The following is a 17,033-nucleotide window of genomic DNA, read 5'->3' as shown; positions in this document are numbered from 1 at the left end:
GGGTGCGCCACGAGGCGCCATGGAATCGAGTGAGGTGAGAGACCTTCACCGCCGGGTTGTCTCAGTAATCTGGCTGAAGCTGGGGGCAGTTCGGCGGCGGGGGATGCCGAGCCGAGGTGCGGCGCCGACAGCGGGCGCTGCCATCGACGCGCATTCATAGAGCAGGCACCGAAGCCGCCGAAGCAGCGCAGGGTGAGGCGGTACGCGGGCAGGGCCTGCCAGTGGCCACGCTGCCCCGGGGCTAGGTTCTGTTTCTTGGATCTCCTGATGTGATCATGTTGTCGGGGTCATGCTCGTCAGCATGGTGGGGCGTGGGGATTTGACGAATGCGGAGTGGGAGCGGCTGGAGCCGTTTCTGCCTCGTGGTGGGACGCGTGGCGGCCGGTGGAGCGAGCATCGGAGGGTCATCAATGGTGTGTTGTTCCGGGTGCGGGCCGGTGTGCCGTGGCGGGATCTGCCGGAGCGCTTCGGGCCGTGGGAGACGGTCTACAAGCGGCATCGCCGCTGGTCGGCCGATGGCACGTGGGAGTTGTTGCTGACGCGGGTGCAAACGGCTGTGGATGCCGGGAACGGGATCGACTGGGACGTGTCGGTGGACTCCACCACGACGCGTGCCCATCAGCACGCGGCCGGGGCGCGGAAGGTGGCCCCGCCGCCGGCTGTTCCTCAAAAGGGGCCCACGGTGGGGCGAATCGGGGCGATCCGGTGTTGCGGAGGCTGTCGATCCGCCTGGCGGAGGTGGTCAGGCAGGCGAATGCTCAGGGCGTTCGCGGGGCGGCTTCACCACGAAGATCCATCTGTCCGCCGAGGGCCGGTGCCGCCCGCTCTCGCTGGTGCTCACGCCCGGACAGCAGGGGGACAGCCCGCAGTTCGAGGCCTACAGCTCCCGAAAGAACCGGCGCTACCTGCGACGGCGCAAACTCCCGCACACCATCCCCGAACCCAAGGACCAGCGGGCCAACCGCCGCAGGCGCGGCTCGCCCGGGACGACTGGCAGCTCGAAGTCACACACCCCCCGCCGGCTCACTGATCCCCGACGCGGTCGTCCTGTCCGCCGACGGCCGCAGCGCCTTCGTGGAACTGGACCGCACCATGTCCTGTACCCGGCTGATCGCCAAGCTGGAGACCTACGACGCCTATCGCGCCGCCCCGCCGACCGGCCGCGGCAACGCCGCCCGTCCTGCGCGCCGCCACTGGCAGGAGCACTTCGGCGGCCACTTCGGCGACAAGCCGTTCCCGCCCCCGCTGTTCGTCTTCGCCCCCGCGCCGCGCCGTGCCGCGCCGAAGACCCGCGAGGCCGCTTTCCGCGAACGCGCGCGTGCGGTCGTGGGCATAAGGCATCGACAGCTGATCGTGGCGACCACGACGCTGCCGCGGCTGACCGCCCACGGCCCCGGCGAACCGGTGTGGCGTGTGGCCACGCCGACTGGGCGAACCTGCTCGCCGCCCGGCGCATCCTGGCCGTCACCACAGTGGCGGCTGGTCCTCTGACCGGCCATGGACCGGGCGTCTGCTCGCTCACCACCGTTACCTCTGAGCGAGGGCTGCACGCTGTCAGCAGCAGCGAGGAAGGCAAGCCGCCGGCCCGGGACCTGACCCGAGGAGGCGAACGCGTGGCGGACATCGACGGCAGCTACAACGGAGGAATGGGAGCCGGTCTCGTCGGTGGCCGGCCGGTTGCCGTCACCGGAGGTCACGACGCCTTCCTTCAGGTGTGGGACCTCCTCAGTGGGGATGGCAGGCGTGGAGCCGGACGGGGTGGGCCTCGCGTCGCTCGGTCTCAGTCCGGTATGCCTTCCAGCTCGCGGAGCCTCAGAGGGCGGCGCGGTCGCGCGTGACCATGGCCGCGTACGCGGCCACCTGGGCCGTGATGTCCGCCTCGGTCCAGCCGAGCGCGCCCGCCACGATCCGTCCCACCCGCAGGGCCGCGCCGACGCCCCCGTCGGCTGCTTCCATCGCGACGTGGGTCCGCCGGGAGAGAACGTCCTCCAGGGTCATCGCTCCCTCGTCGGTCACCGCGTAGAGATATTCGGCGGCCAGATAGCCCGGTACATCGCCGACCGGCCGGCCGAGCGACGCGTCCTCGGCGACCGGGTGGAGCACCTCGTCGGTTCGGTCGCCGTAACGGCCGAGCATCCGCTCCACGTGCGCCCGGTGGACACCGTGCCGGCGGGCGAGCGCGTCGGCACGGCCGCGTACGGCTTCCCAGTCGGCGGCGCCGGTCAGCTGAAGGAACGCGGTGCGGGACGGGGGGATGTCACGGCCGATCCACCGGACCGCCGCGTCCACGGCATCGGCGGCCATCGGGCGGTACGTCGTGTACTTGCCACCCACGATGGTGACCATGCCTTCTGGCCCGGGAAGTACCGAGTGGTCCCGGGACAGGGCCGAGGTGGCCGCTGTATCGCTGCCCGCGGGCGTCAGGAGTGGCCGCAGTCCCGCGTAGACGCCCACCACGTCGCGGCGGCGCAGCGGGGTGCGCAGGTAGCGGTTGGTGTTGCGCAGCAGGTAGTCGATGTCCGACTCACCCGCGACGGGTTCGCCGAGCGGTCCATCCCACGGTGTGTCGGTGGTTCCCACGATCCAGTGGTCCCACCAGCGCCGGATCACAATGATCGAGTCCTCCGCGCGGGCGAGGATGCCGGTGGCGGAGTCGATGGTCTCGCGGGCCACGACCAGGTGCACGCCCTTGGCGGGGCGGACGGAGAACGTGCTGTCCCCCGCCAGTTGCTGGAGCCCGGCGGACCAGACGCCGGTCGCGTTGATCACGGCGCGGCATTGGATGCCGTGGAGACGCGCCGTCAGGGTGTCCTCGACGGTGACGCCCGTGACCTGTACGCCGTGCCGCAATACTTCGACCACGCGGGCCCGGGGAATGATCTGCGCGCCGTGTTCGCTCGCCGTCCGGGCCAGGGTCATGGTGTGCCGGGCGTCGTCAACCCGTACGTCGAAGTACTGGATGCCACCGGTGATGGCGCGCGGGTTCAGCGCCGGAGCCTGCCGGAGCGCACCTGTCCGGGTGAAGTGGCGGTGCCGGGGCACCGCCCGGCCGCGGCGCGCCATGATGTCGTACAGGAGAATCCCGGCGCCGGCGTACGCGCGCTCCCAGTGCCTGGTGAGCGGGTACAGGAACGGCTCCGGCCGGGTGAGGTGCGGGCAGAGCCTGCCCACCATGAGGTCCCGTTCGCGCAGCGCCGTGGAGACGAGCGGAAAGTTGAGCTGCTCCAGGTAGCGCAGCCCGCCGTGGAAGGTCTTGCCGGACCGGGACGACGTTCCGGCCGCGAGGTCGCCCGCCTCGACCAGAACCACGCTCAGGCCCCGGGCCGCCGCGTCGAGCGCGCATCCGGCGCCGGTGACACCGCCGCCGATCACCACGAGGTCCACCTCGCCGGATGTCGCCGCTCTCAGGGCGGCGGTCCGTGACGCCGCGTTGAGCCGGGACCGGTCCGGGGCCCGGACCGGTCCCGGGGTCCGGGGGGCGTCGGCGGCGCTCATGGCCGGCCGCTCTGCGCCCGCTCCACGGCAGCGAGCACCTGGCGGCGGTGGACCTCGTCGGGGCGGCGGTCCAGCCGGTCGGCGGAGTCCGGCGGCAGGCGGGTGGGGAGTCCGGCCGACAGCGCCGCGTGCAGGATGCGGGCCGCTTTCACCGTCATCCCGGTGATCTGGAGGACCTCCGCCGCCGAGGCGCCGAGCGCCACGATGCCGTGGTTGGCGAGGTAGACGACCTTCGGCGGCCGGCCGTGTGCCTCCAGATGGTCCCGGAGCCCGTTACGGAAGGCCCGTCCCAGGGGCAGGCCCGGTTCGGCGTAGGGCACCAGCAGGGTGTGACGGCCGCAGACGACGACCTGGTCGGGGAAGAGCGGCCCGGCGACGAGTTCCTCGGCGCGGTCGGAGCAGAGCAGGGCGTTGACCGCTGTCGGATGCGTATGGCCGACCACGGACACGTCTGGGCAGTCCAGAGCCAGGGCGTGCAGCATCGCCTCGATGGAGGGCGCTCGTGTGGTCGCGCGGTCGCCGTCGTCGGCTGCGGCAGTTCGCATCCGGTGGGTGAGACCCGGTATGTCGTGGTCGTCCAGGGCGTGGTCGTCGACGAGTTCGACGACGGCCTCGCGGTGCAGGCGTACGAAGTCCGTGCCCCAGGCCTCTGCCAGCCCGGCGCCGCTGGCCTTCACCAGGAAACTGCCGTCGCCGAGGTCGGCGGAGGTGTTCCCCTCGCCGAGGATGACGAGATCGGCGGCCGGGTCCCCGAGCCGGCGCGAGAGGTCGACGAGCGACTCCAGGACGGTGGTGTGGCGCGCGTGTGTGTGGTCCGGGTGGTTCATTTGTCGCTCCGTCGGACGGCAAGCTGTGGATCGGCAAGCTGTGGATCGGCAAGCTGTGGATCGGTGGGCTTCGGATCGGTGGGCTTCGGATCGGCGAGCAGATGTGCGGTCAGGACAGCCGTGGTGGCGGGCAGACCGTCGCGTACGCGTATGGCTTCGGCGAGCAGGCGCGTGTACGCCGCGTGCCTGGCCGGGTCGGGCGCGAAGGTGCGGGCCGTCTCCCGGCTGCCCGCGCGCGTTCCGTCGGCGTCGGACCACACGCCCGCCCCGAGACCGGCGAGCAGGGCAGCCCCGTACGCGGCACCGTGGCCGGAGACGGGGATCCGGACCTCGCGTCCGAGTACATCGGCCTTGATCCGGGGCCAGTGCAGGCTGCGCGCTCCGCCGCCGCAGAGCAACAGCGGACCGTCGTACGAAACCGCCGCGGCGACGGCTTCGAGGTCCGCTCGCAGCGCGAGCGCGGCACCCTCGTAGACGGCGAGCAGCAGGTCTCCAGGGGTGGTGTCGAGGTCGAGTCCGACCAGGGCACCGCGCGCGCCGGTGTCCCAGGTCGGGGTGCGCTCGCCCGCGAAGGAGGGCAGCAACAGCAGTCGGCCCGGCCGCCGTTCGGGCGTTTCGGCATCCAGTTCCTCGACGCTCGCCCGCCCCGTGAGCCGGCACACCCAGTCGACCACGGCGCCGGTCGACACCTGGGCGGTCAGCAGCAGATCCGTCCCCGGCACGCAGTGGCGGGTGTGGATCATGCCGGGGACCGTGGTGCCGCGGCGTACCGGTTGCAGCGAGACGGTGGAGAAGCCGGTCATCTCGGCCACGCCGTCGCCGGGGTGGAGCAGTCCGGCCTCCAGGGCGGCCCCGACGGCGTCGATGGCACCGGCGACGACGGGTGTCCCGGCCGGGACACCCGTCGCCCAGGACGCGTCGGGCGTGACCTGCCCGATGACCTCGTCGCAGCGAACGGCGGGCGGCAGCAGGTGGACGGGGACACCAGCGCGCTCCAGCCGGGCGTCGAAACCGTCCTCCCAGCCGGTGAAGAAGCCCGCGGTGGACTCCTCGGAGCTGGCGACGCCGCTGAGCCGGTGGGCGATGAAGGAGTTGGCGCAGAGCACCGTGTGGGCCCGGAGCAGCGCGCCACGCCGCTGCCACCAGAGCAGTTTGGAGGTGGCGAAGTAGGGGTCCGCGCGGTTGCGTCCCGGCCCGAGGAGTTCGCCGAGCTCCGCCGCCTCGGCGTACGAACGCCGGTCGATCCAGGTGAGTGCCGGGCCCGTCGGCTCACCGTCCCGGTCGAGCGCCACCAGGGTGGGCCCCTGGCTGGTGACCGCGATGGCTGCCACCCGCTCGTCGGGGTCCGCCACGGCGCGCAGCGCCTCGCGGGCGGCGTCCCACCAGGCCGAGCCGTCCTGCTCGGCGCCGAGACCCGCGAGGCGCGTCGGGTAGCGGACTGCCCACTGGCGCAGCAGGCGGGCGGAGCTGTCGAGTACGACGGCTTTCAGGCCGGTCGTCCCCACGTCCACCCCGATGGTCACCACGGCGGGCATCTTCGTCGCCACCTCCTTCCGGCACGCGCTCTCAGGGGGTCTGGTCCGCTGCCTGCGCTGCCTGTGCGGACAGGTCGTCGGGCCGGCGCTGCGAGGCGAGTTCCGCCTCGACCCTCCGGCGGTAGCGGTCCAGCTCTGCCCGGATGGCGGCCTCGTCCCAGCCGAGTACGGCGGCGACGACGGGAGCGACGGCCCGGGACGCTCGTACGCCTCGGTCGCGGACCTCGAAAGAGACGCGCAGCCGACGGCAGAGCACGTCGTCGAGGTGGAGGGCGCCCTCGTGCGAGGCGGCGTAGTGCGCCTCGGCCAGCAGATAGTCCTCGGCCCCCGGGATCGGCTCGCCCAGTCGGGGCCGGAAGCGCAGCAGTTCGAGCACGTCGTCGACCAGCGCGCCGTAGCGGTGCAGCAGGTGCTCGGCCCGCGCTGTGGTCAGCCCGTTCTCGACGGCGAGGCGATGGCGCGTGTTCCAGCGCGTCAGCCAGTCACGGGCGCCGAGCAGCGGCAGGTCGTGGGTGCGTGAGGGCCGCACATCGGCGCGGCCGAGCGCGCGCACCGCGGCGTCGACGGCGTCCTTGGCCATCACCCGGTAGGTGGTGTACTTGCCGCCCGCGATGACGGTGAACCCCGATACCGGCGACTCCACCGCGTGTTCGCGGCTGAGCCGACTGTTGATCTTGGGGTCTCCGGCCAGCAGCGGTCGCAGACCGGCGTAGACGCTGTCGATGTCCTCGGCGGTCAGCGGTGGGTCGATGACCCGGTTGACCTGCCGGAGCAGATAGTCGATGTCGCCGCTGTTCGCCGCCGGGTGAGACAGGTCGTGCGCCCAGGTGGTGTCGGTGGTGCCGATGAGCCACTGCCGTCCCCAGGGCCGGACGAAGACGACGCTGTCCTCCGCGCGGACCAGGATGGCCGCCTCGGACCGGATGCGCTCGCGCGGCACCAGGATGTGGACGCCCTTCGAGGCCCGCACGGAGAAGGTGCTGCGACCGCCGGCCATGCCCTGGACCTCGCCGGTCCAGACTCCGGCGGCGTTGACCACATGCCGGGCGCGGAGGTCGAATTCGGCACCGGTCTCCAGATCGCGCACCCGTGCGCCCGAGACCCGCTCACCTTCTCGTAGGAAACCGACCGCCTTGGCGGCGGTGGCCACCTCGGCGCCGCAGGCGGCGGCCGTGCGGGCCAGCTCCATGGTGTGCCGCGCGTCGTCGAACGCGGCGTCGTAGAAGGTGACGGCTCCGGTGAGCCGGTCGGACCTGAGCGCCGGGGCGAGGCGCAGTGCGTCGCGCCGTGACAGGTGCCGGTGCCGGGGGACGGCGCCTGCCCCGCCCAGTGTGTCGTAGAGCAACAGCCCGGCACCGACGTACGCCCGTTCCCAGATCCGGTGCTCCAGCGGATACAGGAACCGCACCGGCCGCACCAGGTGGGGGCAGAGCCGGTGCAGCATCAAGGCGCGCTCCCGCAGCGACTCCCGGACCAGCCGGAATTCAAGCTGTTCCAGGTAGCGCAAGCCACCGTGGATGAGCTTGCCGGACCGGCTGGAGGTGCCTGCCGCGTAGTCGTGCATCTCGACCAGCGCCACGCTCAGGCCGCGAGAGGCAGCGTCCAGGGCGATCCCGCAGCCGGTCACCCCACCGCCCACGACGGCGATGTCGAACTCCTGCTCGCGCATACGGGTCAGCGCGCGATCGCGCTGACCGCGGTTCAACGCGGAGGCGGCCCGGTCCGGCTCCGGCCGGACGAGGCCGGGCATTGCCGCGGCGGCGCCCCGCGCGTTCATGCCGTCACCCCGAAGGCGCGGGCGGCCCGCACTCGTTCGAGGTACCGGCCGTACCCCTCCTCGTGGACCGCCTTGCGCGCCGGGTCCGGCTCGACCACCGTGTCCGGCCTGGTCCACGCCGGAACGTCGGGGGACCGGCCGGTCACCTCCAGCGCCGCGAGCACCGCGCCCCGGGCACCGGCCTCGCCGCCGCGCACCACATGAAGCGGGCGGTTCAGCACATCGGCGAAGATCTGCAGCCAGGCGCGCGAGCGCGTACCGCCGCCGCAGACCATGAGCCGGCCGGTCAGGCCCGCGGCCTCGAAGCAGTGCCGGGCGGCGTGGGCGAGTCCCTCGCACATGGCCCGCACCAAGTCCTCGCGGGTCGTGGTGAGTTGCAGGCCGGTGTACTGGCCGCGCGCGGCCGGGTCGACGAACGGGGCGCGCTCGCCTGAGGGTGCGAGGTACGGCAGCACCTGTACGCCACCGGCCCCCGGCACGCTCGCGGCCAGGGTGGAATCCAGCGCGTCGTGCGTCAGGCCCAGCACGCTCAGCGTCCAGTCCAGCGAGGCGCAGCCCGACATGGCGGGCATGGCGCGCAGCCAGCGGCCGGGGGCGGGCGTGGCCAGGTGCATGCCGGCCGGTTCCCCGGCCAGGTCCGGTGCGTCGACCAGCACTTGACAGGCGAGGGTGGTGCCGAGGATGAGCAGCCCGTCGCCGACGGTGGTGACCCCGCCGCCGACGGCGCAGGATGGAAGGTCGAACGGGGCGGTGACGACGATGGTGCCGGGGGCGAGTCCGGTGCTCCGCGCGGCCTGTTCGGTCACCGGGGCGTAGGGGAGCGGCTGGACGACGGGCGGCAGCAGGCCGGAGCGGTGTGCGAGCCCGCACAGTTCCAGTACGTCCTGCGAGTAGCCGCCGGCACCGTCGCCGAACGGCAGTGAGGCGTCGGAGGTGTCGGTGGCCCGGAGCCCGGTCAGGCGCTGGACGACCACGTCCTTGCAGTACGCCGCAGTCGTGGCCCGGTCCAGGGTGCCGGGCTCGTGCTGGTCGAGCCAGCGCAGGATGGGGGCCTGCGCGCCGGGGAAGAGCATGTTGCCGTTGATCCGGAAGACGGCCTCGCTGACGCCGTCGCGGGACCACGCGTCCAGCAGCACGTCGGCGCGCCCGTCCATCCACGACACCGCGGGGCGCACCGGGCGGCCCTGGCCGTCGACGAGCCAGCAGCCGTCGCCCTGACCGGTTACCGCGACGACCTCGGGGGCGGCTCCCGTCCGCTGCCGCGCCGAGCCGGCCACCGAACCGAGCACCTCGGCGGCGGCTTGTACGACCGCGTCGGCGTCCTGCTCGACGCGGCCGGGCGCGGGGTGGCTCAGCGGGACGGGCCGCGCCGCTGTCGCGACGACCTCGCCCGCCGGGTCGAAGAGCGCCCCCTTGACCATGGAGGTCCCGACGTCCACGCCGAGGTAGGTGGGTGCGGCGGTCACGTGTTCCTCCCCGCCGAGCTCCCGGTGTGCTCCGTGCGCCGAGTGCCCCCCGTGCCCCCTGTGCCCCCTGTGCCCCCTGTGCCCTCTATGACCTCTGTGCCCTCTGCGGTCTCGGTGTTCTCCATGGTCTCGATGAGCGCCACCTTGGCGTGGGACGGCGAAGCCGGGTCGAAGACGTAACCGAGCCACTCGCGCACCAGGCGCCTGGCGAGTTCCGGCCCCACCACCCGCTGGCCCAGCGTGAGAATCTGGCAGTCGTTGGAGAGCACCGACCGCTCCGCGCTGTAACTGTCGTGCGCGGTGGTGGCCCTGACCCCCCTGACCTTGTTGGCGCTGATCGCCATACCGATGCCCGTGCCGCACACCAGCACCGCCCGGTCGGCCTCCCCGGCCACGATCTTCTGGGCCGCGGCCATGCCGATCCATGGATAGGACGTCGACGTGTCCGCGTCGCCCTGGCTGACGCCTATGTCGATGACCGTCTCGACGCGCGGGTCGGCCCGCAGGTCCGCCGCGATCAGATCCTTGTAGGCCAGGCCGGCGTCGTCGGAACCGACCACCAGCCTCCATCGTGGGTTCTCGCTCATACTTCGTCACCTTCGACTTCAACTGCCGGTACGGTCACGCACCTACGCGCGACCACGTCGGTCACCGCGTTGAGACAGAGAGCCATCGAGACCGCACCCGGGTCCGGCGTACCGAGGCTGCGCTCGGCGAGCGGCCGGGCGCGCCCGACCTTGGGGATGAGGTGCGCGGTGTCGGCGGCGGCGGTGGTCGCGACCGGAGCCGCCTCCGCCCACGCGATGGGGAGTTCCCGCCCGTCCGCCACGGCGGCGGTGAACGTCACGCAGAAGGGGACGAGCGCGTCGAGCATCGTCTTGTCCCCGAGCCGCGCGCCGCCCAGCCGGCCGATGGCGTCGGCCCCGGCGCGCAGTCCGGCCGCGACCCGGGCCGGCGTGGGGACGGCGGTGTCGCCGAGCGCGTCGGCGAGCGCGTCGAGCAGCGCTCCCCACAGCGCGCCGCTGGTTCCGCCGGCCCGGTCTGCCCAGGCCGCGGCGGCCGTGCGGAGCACGGTGCGCAGGCCCGCGTCGGCGGCCTCGGCCGCCCCGGAGGCTTCGGTCGCGGCGCGCAGGCCCCGTACCATCCCCGAACCGTGATCGCCGTCCCCCGCCACCGCGTCGAGGCGGCCCAGTTCGCTCTCCTCGCGCAGGACCGCCTGAAGCATCGCGGACAGCGCCTCGCGGGCGGTGGCCGCACCGCGCCGCGACGGCGCGCTCGCCGTGGGCCGCTGCGGCGCACTCTGCGCGGCTTCGGCCAGGGTGAGTACGGTCGGCGCGCCGGGCGTGGTCTGCCGGACAAAAGCGCTCGACCGGACGGGCGTCGCGGTCCGCGCCGAACCGCCCGCCCCCGGCAGGACCGCGGGGCCCGTCCGGCGGAAGGCCGGGGTGTCCGCGGGCGCGGACCAGAGCGCCTCCAGCTCCTCGTCCAGCCAGGTGACGGTCAGTGAACAGCCCCGCATGTCCAGACTGGTCACCAGCTCGCCGACCTCGGGCAGCACAGGCACGACTCCGGCCTCCCGCAGCGCGGGCGCGATGTCCTTCCAGAGCACGAAGAGCTCCTCGTACTTGGTGGAGCCCAGACCGTTGAGCAGCACCGCGGCCCGGCCCGCCGTCGCCCCGGGGCGCTCGGCGAGCACCGGCTCGACCAGCACCGCGGCCAGTTCGCGGGCTGGGAGGCGGTCCAGCGACCGGATGCCCGGCTCGCCGTGGATGCCCAGGCCGAGTTCCATCCGGTCGGGCGCGACGGTGAAGAGCGGTTCGCCGCCGCCCGGCAGGGTGCAGCCGCCGAAGGCGACGCCCATGGTGGCGGTCGCCGCGTTCGTCTTCCGTGCCAGGCGCTCCACCTCGTCGAGAGAGTCGCCGCGCTCGGCGGCGGCTCCGGCGACCTTGAAGACGCTGAAGTCCCCGGCGATGCCCCGGCGCTTGGGCGCGTCGTCGGCGGCGGCCGAGGCGATGTCGTCGGTGACGAGCACGGTGCGCACGTCGATGCCGTCGCCGCGCAGCCGCTCCTGCGCGGCGCCGAAGTTCATGACGTCGCCCGCGTAGTTGCCGAAGCTGAACACAATGCCGGAGCCGCCGTCCAACGCCTTGCCGACCCGGTAGACCTGCTCCGCCGAGGGCGAGGTGAACACGTCACCGATGACGGCTCCGTCGGCGAAGCCGGGTCCGACGATCCCGCCGAACGCCGGGTAGTGGCCGCTGCCGCCGCCGATCACGACGCTGACCTTTCCCGGCAGCGGGCCGCCGCGCCGCATCACACCCGAGGCGCCGGGAACGCGCTGGACATACCGGTCGTAGGCGTGGACGAAGCCTTCGAGCATGTCGTCCTTGAAGGAGGCCGGTTCGTTGTGGACCGCGGTCATCGCGCCCCTCCCGTGACGATGTGCCCCAGCACGCAGGCGCGGGCGGCGGCGTGGTCGGCGGCGATGTGGTCGGCGAGCCCGAGGGCGGCGGGGGAGGGCGGATAGACCCGGTTGGGGATGGCCACGACGTGCAGCCCGGCCGCGTGCGCGGCGCGGACCCCGTTGCCGGAGTCCTCCACCGCAACGGCCCGGCCCGCCGCCACACCGATCCGGCGGGCCGCTTCGGCGTAGACGTCAGGGCTGGGTTTGCCGTGGGGCACTTCCTCGCTGGAGACGGTCGTCGCCAAGACCTCGGCGAGTCCGTGATGGGTAAGTACGGCGTCGATGACGCGCCGGGCCGCGGAGGAGGCGACCGCCACCGGGACGAGATCGCTCACCGCCAGGACGAGTTCGCGGGCGCCCGTCATCAGCGGGCCGCGCCCGGCCGCGACGGCGTTCACGACATAGCCGACACAGGCGCCGTTCACCTGGTCGGCGCTGTGCGGGTCGCCCAGCAGCGCCGCGATATGGGCCGCCCACTCCGGTGCGCTCATGCCCTGCACGGTGGCGGTGTCCTCGCGGGTCCACGCCGTGCCGTGGCCGGCGCAGTACGCTGCCCAGCTCTCCTCCCACAGGTGCTCGGTGTCGACGATGACCCCGTCGAGATCGAAGATCACGCCGTGGTAGCTGTCGTGTGAGGGTGCCTCAGCCATAGGCCGCCACCTCTGTTCGGACGTTGTGCTGGTCCAGTTCGGCGAGGGTCTGCTCGGGAGTGTCCGCGTCCACGATCACCAGGTCGAAGTCGGACAGCGGTACGAGGCGGTGCAGCGCCACGCGGCCCAGCTTGGTGTGGTCGAGCAGGAGGTACCGGCGAGTGGCCACGGCCAGCATCGCCCGCTTCAGGGACACGATCCGCTGCTCCTGGTGGTAGGCGAGGCCACCGGACACCGCGGAGGTGGAGACGAACGCCGCGTCGACGCGGATGGACTGGACCGCCTCGACGCACATCACGCCCAGGAAGGAGTCGTGCTGGGTGTCGTAGTCGCCGCCGAGCGCCATCAGGCCGACGCCCTTGACCTTGGCGAGCTGGTTGAGAGCGCCGAGGTAGTTCGTCGCGACCTGCAGTGGCGTCAGTTCCGCGAGGAACGGGACCATTTCCAGGGCCGTCGTGGAGTCGTCCAGGAGCACCGACATCCCCGGCTCGACGTACTTGGCGGCGTGTTGGGCGATCGCCCGTTTCTCGGACAGATTGGCCTTCAGGCGGTAGGCGACGTTGGATTCGAAGACCCCGGACGGCTGTGCGGTGGCCATCCCCCGCGACTTGCGCAGAACCCCTTGGCGTTCCAGTTCGTCCAGGTCCCGGTGGACGGTCATGACGCTGACGCCGAAGCGTTCGGCCAGCTCCTGGGCGGAAGCCGCGCCCTGGGAAAGGACCGTGTCGGCGATCAACTCCTGGCGCTGTGCGGGGCGGGCCGGTTTCGCCGAATCCGGATCGAGGTCCTGCTCGGTGGGCACAGTTCCACCTCCTGGGCACGTGGGACCGGGGCGGTCGATCGCAACCCGGCCGTGTGGAGGCCTATGGAACTGCCACTCGGACGAAGACGTCAAGGGTGTGTGTGAAGTAATCGTCTTCTGATGTTAAGAGGCAGGCAATCCAACATGGCCGCGACCTGCCGGGAACACTCACAAGCTCCGAACGGGATGACATGGACGCGACAAGCTCAGCAAGAAATGTGAAGTACACGCCTTGACCTGAGAATTAAACCGGTTCTAACGTGACGGCGCCGCACCACGCCGCAATGACGATAAATCATGCCATTCACCGGACGTATGACCAGTGAGGGAGCACCGTGACCGTCACCACCGGAGCCGCTCAGCCCGCGGACACCGCCTGGCTGGGCATCGACGTGGGCACGCAGGGGGCGCGCGCTGTGGTGGTCGATTCCTTCGGTGTGCTCCTCGGCCGGGGCAGCGCGCCGCTCTCCCGCGCCGTCCAGCGGTCCGGCGTCCACCATGAGCAGGACCCGCGCCTGTGGTGGTCGGCCCTGTGCGCGGCCACCCGCGCGGCCACCGCGTCGCTGGGCGGGCGACGCGGGCGCCCGCTGGGCGCTCTGGCGATCGACTCGACCTCCGGCACCGTCCTCGTACAGGATCGCGCCGGCGCGGCGCGGGGCCCGGCGCTGATGTACGACGACGGCCGGGCCGCCGTCCAGGCGCGGCGGGTCCAGGAGGCGGGCGAGCAGGTCTGGTCGTCCCTTGGCTATCGCATCCAGCGGACGTGGGCGCTGCCGAAGGTCTGCTGGCTGCTCGATCAGGGAGCCGTGGGCGACGGCGACACCGTGGTGCACCAGGCCGACCACCTCGCCGCCCGGCTCACCGGTCACACGGTGGCCACCGACACCAGCCATGCCCTCAAGACCGGCTACGACCTCGTACGGCTGACCTGGCCCCAGGAGGTGCTCGCCGCACTGCGGGTGCCCGCCGGGGTCCTGCCGTCCGTGGTGGCGCCGGGCACCGTGCTGGGAACGGTGTCCCAGGGCGCCGCGGCACAGACGGGCATCCCCGAGGGCACGCCGGTCAAGGCGGGCATGACCGATGGCTGCGCCGCGCAGATCTCCGCCCGCGCGCTGACTCCCGGGGCCTGGACAAGCGCTCTGGGGACGACGCTGGTCGTCAAGGGCTGCACCGCGGAACTGCTGAAGGACCCCTCCGGGGTGGTCTACTGCCACCGCAACCCGGACGGCGGCTGGCTTCCGGGCGGCGCGTCCAGCACGGGCGCGGGCGTCATCGCCCGTGAATTCGCCGGTGCCGACCTCGACGATCTGACCCGGTGCGCCGCCGCCCGGGACCCGGAACCCGCGCCCGGGGTGACGTACCCACTGACCGGCACCGGGGAACGCTTCCCCTTCCTGGCTGCCGAGGCCACCGGCTTCCGCGAAGGCGTGAGTGATGATCCGGTGGTGCGTTTCGCGGGTGTCCTGCAGGGCATCGCCTTTCTGGAGCGGCTCGCGTACGACGTGCTGGGCGGCCTCGGCGCCGACACCACCGGGCCAATGACCTTCTCCGGCGGGGCCACCCGCAACCATTACTGGAACCAGCTGCGCGCCGATGTCCTGGGCCGCCCCGCGCTGTTGCCGTCCATGGTCGAAGCCGCGCTGGGCATGGCGGTGCTGGCCGCGGCCCCGCCCGGACGGCTGGCGCGCACCGCGGAGTCGATGGTGCGCGTCAAGCAGGTCCTTGAACCGGACAACGAACGGGGCGCGCGTTTCGAGGACGCGTACGACCGCTTCCGTACCCGGCTGGTAGACCGGGGCTGGCTGGACGCGCGGTGGCTCGTGGCAGCGCACCACGCCACGAAGGCGGGTGACCCATGACCGGCCACGGACCGATAACCGGCAAAGAACCCCGCACCCTGCTCGTGCTGGCACGGCACGGTCAGACGGTCTGGCACGCGGAGAACCGCTACGCGGGCGTGTCCGACATCGGCCTCACCCCGCACGGCGTCGCCCAGGCCGCGCGCCTCGCCGAATGGGCGCGTACGGCACGACTCGACCGCATAGTCTGCTCACCGGTGCCGCGCGCGCTGGAAACGGCCTGGCCCAGCGCCCGTGCGACCGGCCTGACACCGGCCGTCGAGGACGCACTCCGCGAGATCGACTTCGGCGTGGCCGAGGGCCGGACCATCGCCGAACTCCGCTCCGCCGACCCCGACATGGTCGCCCGGTTCCTCGCGGACCCGGTGACCCACCACTTCCCGCAGGGGGAGCCTCCTGCCGAGGCGGCCGACCGGGCCACCGCGGCACTGCGCGACATCGCCGCCGCACACCCCGGCCGGACGGTTCTCGTCGTCGCGCACAACACGATTGTCCGGCTGTCGCTGTGCCGGCTGATGGGCATCGACCTCAGGTCCTACCGGACCGTCTTCCCTCGGCTGCGCAATTGCGCCCTCACTGAAGTGTCCCTGCCCCCGGGCGGCATCGGCACCGCCTCGCTGCTCGCCTTCAACATCCCTCTCGCCCTGGGCGGCGTCCCCGCCGTATCGCCCTAGAACCGCTGCCCGGCGGTCCCGCCGGCGGCACGTCATCGGAGGATGGCATGACAGAAAGAAGCAAGGCCCGCATCCAGGAGGACCTGCGCAGGCGCGACCTGCTCAAGATGCTCGGGCTGGGTGGCGCCGCACTCGCGTCCGTACCGCTGCTCTCCGCCTGCGGCGTGGGCGGCGGCGAGAAGGCCGGCAACGGCGCCGAGGAGGTGAAGGGTTCCTTCGACTGGAAGAAAGCCAAGGGCACCACGATCAGGATCCTCCAGACGCCGCACCCGTACCAGATGGCGTTCCGTCCGCTGCTGAAGGAGTTCACGGCGCTCACCGGCATCAAAGTGGTGCCCGAGCTCGTCGCCGAGGCGGACTACTTCACCAAGCTCAACACCGAACTCGCCGGCGGCAGCGGCACCCACGACGTGTTCATGACCGGCGCCTACTTCATCTGGCAGTACGGCCCGCCCGGCTGGATGGAGGACCTGACCCCCTGGCTGAAGAACTCCGCGGCCACCAACGCGGAGTACGACTTCGAGGACATCTACGAGGGCCTGCGCACCTCGACCCGGTGGGACTTCAAGATCGGCAGCCCGCTGGGCAGCGGCGGCCAGTACGCGATTCCGTGGGGCTTCGAGACCAACGTCATCGCCTACAACAAGACGCTCTTCGACAAGAGGGGCATCAGGCCCGCAGAGACCTTCGACAACCTCATCCAGCTCGCCACGGACCTCACCGACCGCTCGGCCAACAGGTACGGCATAGCCTTCCGCGGCTCCAAGTCGTGGGCCACGATCCACCCCGGGTTCATGACCCAGTTCACCCGCGAGGGAGGCAAGGACTACGTCACGGAGGGCGGAAAGCTGGTGCCCGCGATGAACTCCCCGAAGGCCGTGGAGTTCACCGGCAAGTGGGTCGAGATGGCCAAGAAGGCCGGACCGACGTCATGGACGACGTACGAGTACCCCAACTGCACCCAGGATCTCGGCGACGGCGTCGCGGCGATGGTCTACGACGCGGACAGCGCCACTTACCCCAAGAACAAGCCGGGGGCCAGCAAGCAGGCCGGCCACCTGGGCTGGCACCCGGGACCGGCCGGACCCGACGGCAGCTACGCGACCAACCTGTGGACCTGGTCCCTGGCCATGAACGCGAAGTCGAAGAAGAAGCTGGCCGCCTGGCTGTTCATCCAGTGGGCCACCGGCAAGCAGGCGATGAACCTGGCCGCCAAGAACGCCTCCTTCGCCGACCCGGTACGCAAGTCGGTGTTCGACGGCACCTTCAAGCAGACGCTCGGCACGTTCCCCGGCTACCTGGAAACCTTCGAGAAAGTCATCGACTCCACGAAGATCCAGTTCACGCCACAGAAGTCGTTCTTCGAGACCACCGAGGAATGGGCTGTCGCCCTGCAGAACATCTACGCCGGTCAGAACCCCAAATCGACGCTCGACGCGCTGGCCAGGACCGTCGGTCCCAAGGTCAACGCATAGCCCGTCCTG

General features: G+C 71.9%; 13 protein-coding genes and 2 pseudogenes. 6 read left to right on the top strand and 9 right to left on the bottom strand.

Translation table 11 applies throughout. The annotated features are described in order from the left end of the window. Window positions 1–304 precede the first annotated feature (304 nt). The 3 genes and pseudogenes from ACIHCQ_RS35900 to ACIHCQ_RS35890 all read left to right on the top strand — a co-directional run. A pseudogene (locus ACIHCQ_RS35900) lies at window positions 305–1,022 on the top strand (IS5 family transposase); the annotation flags it as partial. Next, a pseudogene (locus ACIHCQ_RS35895) lies at window positions 991–1,086 on the top strand (hypothetical protein); the annotation flags it as partial. The pseudogenes ACIHCQ_RS35900 and ACIHCQ_RS35895, both read left to right, overlap by 32 nt. A 6-nt stretch (window positions 1,087–1,092) precedes the next feature. Beyond that, a complete protein-coding gene (locus tag ACIHCQ_RS35890; RefSeq protein WP_399672248.1) occupies window positions 1,093–1,491 on the top strand; it encodes a hypothetical protein in 399 nt (132 codons plus the stop codon). Between the two features lie 321 nt (window positions 1,492–1,812). Here ACIHCQ_RS35890 and ACIHCQ_RS35885 read toward each other — a convergent pair whose 3' ends face one another. The 9 genes from ACIHCQ_RS35885 to ACIHCQ_RS35845 are packed head-to-tail and all read right to left on the bottom strand — an operon-like array spanning window position 1,813 to window position 13,016. Beyond that, entirely contained in the window at window positions 1,813–3,495 is a 1,683-nt protein-coding gene (locus ACIHCQ_RS35885) for an FAD-dependent oxidoreductase (protein ID WP_399672188.1), read from the bottom strand. Further along, window positions 3,492–4,322: a class II aldolase/adducin family protein gene (locus ACIHCQ_RS35880; RefSeq protein ID WP_399672186.1), complete on the bottom strand. Its 831-nt coding sequence runs from the start codon at window positions 4,320–4,322 to the stop codon at window positions 3,492–3,494. Before ACIHCQ_RS35880 ends, ACIHCQ_RS35885 begins: the two co-directional genes overlap by 4 nt. After that, window positions 4,319–5,869: an FGGY-family carbohydrate kinase gene (locus tag ACIHCQ_RS35875; protein ID WP_399672184.1), complete on the bottom strand. Its 1,551-nt coding sequence runs from the start codon at window positions 5,867–5,869 to the stop codon at window positions 4,319–4,321. Before ACIHCQ_RS35875 ends, ACIHCQ_RS35880 begins: the two co-directional genes overlap by 4 nt. 19 nt (window positions 5,870–5,888) lie before the next feature. After that, window positions 5,889–7,607, bottom strand: coding sequence for a glycerol-3-phosphate dehydrogenase/oxidase (locus ACIHCQ_RS35870; RefSeq protein ID WP_399672244.1), 1,719 nt, complete (start codon window positions 7,605–7,607; stop codon window positions 5,889–5,891). A 23-nt stretch (window positions 7,608–7,630) separates the two neighbouring features. Next, window positions 7,631–9,100, bottom strand: a complete 1,470-nt coding sequence (locus ACIHCQ_RS35865; protein ID WP_399672182.1) for an FGGY family carbohydrate kinase — start codon at window positions 9,098–9,100, stop codon at window positions 7,631–7,633. Continuing rightward, window positions 9,097–9,687: an RpiB/LacA/LacB family sugar-phosphate isomerase gene (locus tag ACIHCQ_RS35860; protein ID WP_399672180.1), complete on the bottom strand. Its 591-nt coding sequence runs from the start codon at window positions 9,685–9,687 to the stop codon at window positions 9,097–9,099. The genes ACIHCQ_RS35865 and ACIHCQ_RS35860 overlap by 4 nt, the downstream gene beginning before the upstream one ends. Continuing rightward, window positions 9,684–11,522 (bottom strand): dihydroxyacetone kinase family protein, encoded by a 1,839-nt coding sequence (locus ACIHCQ_RS35855; RefSeq protein WP_399672178.1) that lies wholly within the window; start codon window positions 11,520–11,522, stop codon window positions 9,684–9,686. The genes ACIHCQ_RS35860 and ACIHCQ_RS35855 overlap by 4 nt, the downstream gene beginning before the upstream one ends. Beyond that, window positions 11,519–12,214, bottom strand: coding sequence for an HAD family hydrolase (locus ACIHCQ_RS35850; RefSeq protein WP_399672176.1), 696 nt, complete (start codon window positions 12,212–12,214; stop codon window positions 11,519–11,521). Before ACIHCQ_RS35850 ends, ACIHCQ_RS35855 begins: the two co-directional genes overlap by 4 nt. Further along, entirely contained in the window at window positions 12,207–13,016 is an 810-nt protein-coding gene (locus ACIHCQ_RS35845) for a DeoR/GlpR family DNA-binding transcription regulator (RefSeq protein ID WP_399672174.1), read from the bottom strand. The genes ACIHCQ_RS35850 and ACIHCQ_RS35845 overlap by 8 nt, the downstream gene beginning before the upstream one ends. Before the next feature lie 335 nt (window positions 13,017–13,351). Between ACIHCQ_RS35845 and ACIHCQ_RS35840 the strand changes: the two genes are divergently transcribed. Genes ACIHCQ_RS35840 through ACIHCQ_RS35830 form a run of 3 tightly spaced genes read left to right on the top strand, consistent with a single transcriptional unit; the run spans window position 13,352 to window position 17,024 of the window. Next, window positions 13,352–14,875: an FGGY-family carbohydrate kinase gene (locus ACIHCQ_RS35840; RefSeq protein ID WP_399672172.1), complete on the top strand. Its 1,524-nt coding sequence runs from the start codon at window positions 13,352–13,354 to the stop codon at window positions 14,873–14,875. Further along, window positions 14,872–15,549: a histidine phosphatase family protein gene (locus ACIHCQ_RS35835; RefSeq protein ID WP_399672170.1), complete on the top strand. Its 678-nt coding sequence runs from the start codon at window positions 14,872–14,874 to the stop codon at window positions 15,547–15,549. The genes ACIHCQ_RS35840 and ACIHCQ_RS35835 overlap by 4 nt, the downstream gene beginning before the upstream one ends. A 47-nt stretch (window positions 15,550–15,596) precedes the next feature. Next, on the top strand, window positions 15,597–17,024 hold the full coding sequence (locus ACIHCQ_RS35830) for an ABC transporter substrate-binding protein (protein WP_399672168.1): 1,428 nt from the start codon (window positions 15,597–15,599) through the stop codon (window positions 17,022–17,024). The last annotated feature ends 9 nt before the right edge of the window (window positions 17,025–17,033 follow it).

The organism is Streptomyces sp. NPDC052236, from assembly GCF_044548015.1.
In the GTDB taxonomy this organism is placed as follows: Bacteria; Actinomycetota; Actinomycetes; order Streptomycetales; family Streptomycetaceae; genus Streptomyces.
This window is presented reverse-complemented; position numbering and strand designations above follow the sequence as displayed.

Coding starts and splice junctions, on each gene's coding strand:
- ACIHCQ_RS35870 (WP_399672244.1), bottom strand. CDS start 7,607: ATGCCCGGCCTCGTCCGGCCGGAGCCGGACCGGGCCGCCTCCGCGTTG.
- ACIHCQ_RS35830 (WP_399672168.1), top strand. CDS start 15,597: ATGACAGAAAGAAGCAAGGCCCGCATCCAGGAGGACCTGCGCAGGCGC.
- ACIHCQ_RS35880 (WP_399672186.1), bottom strand. CDS start 4,322: ATGAACCACCCGGACCACACACACGCGCGCCACACCACCGTCCTGGAG.
- ACIHCQ_RS35835 (WP_399672170.1), top strand. CDS start 14,872: ATGACCGGCCACGGACCGATAACCGGCAAAGAACCCCGCACCCTGCTC.
- ACIHCQ_RS35850 (WP_399672176.1), bottom strand. CDS start 12,214: ATGGCTGAGGCACCCTCACACGACAGCTACCACGGCGTGATCTTCGAT.
- ACIHCQ_RS35890 (WP_399672248.1), top strand. CDS start 1,093: ATGTCCTGTACCCGGCTGATCGCCAAGCTGGAGACCTACGACGCCTAT.
- ACIHCQ_RS35860 (WP_399672180.1), bottom strand. CDS start 9,687: ATGAGCGAGAACCCACGATGGAGGCTGGTGGTCGGTTCCGACGACGCC.
- ACIHCQ_RS35885 (WP_399672188.1), bottom strand. CDS start 3,495: ATGAGCGCCGCCGACGCCCCCCGGACCCCGGGACCGGTCCGGGCCCCG.
- ACIHCQ_RS35855 (WP_399672178.1), bottom strand. CDS start 11,522: ATGACCGCGGTCCACAACGAACCGGCCTCCTTCAAGGACGACATGCTC.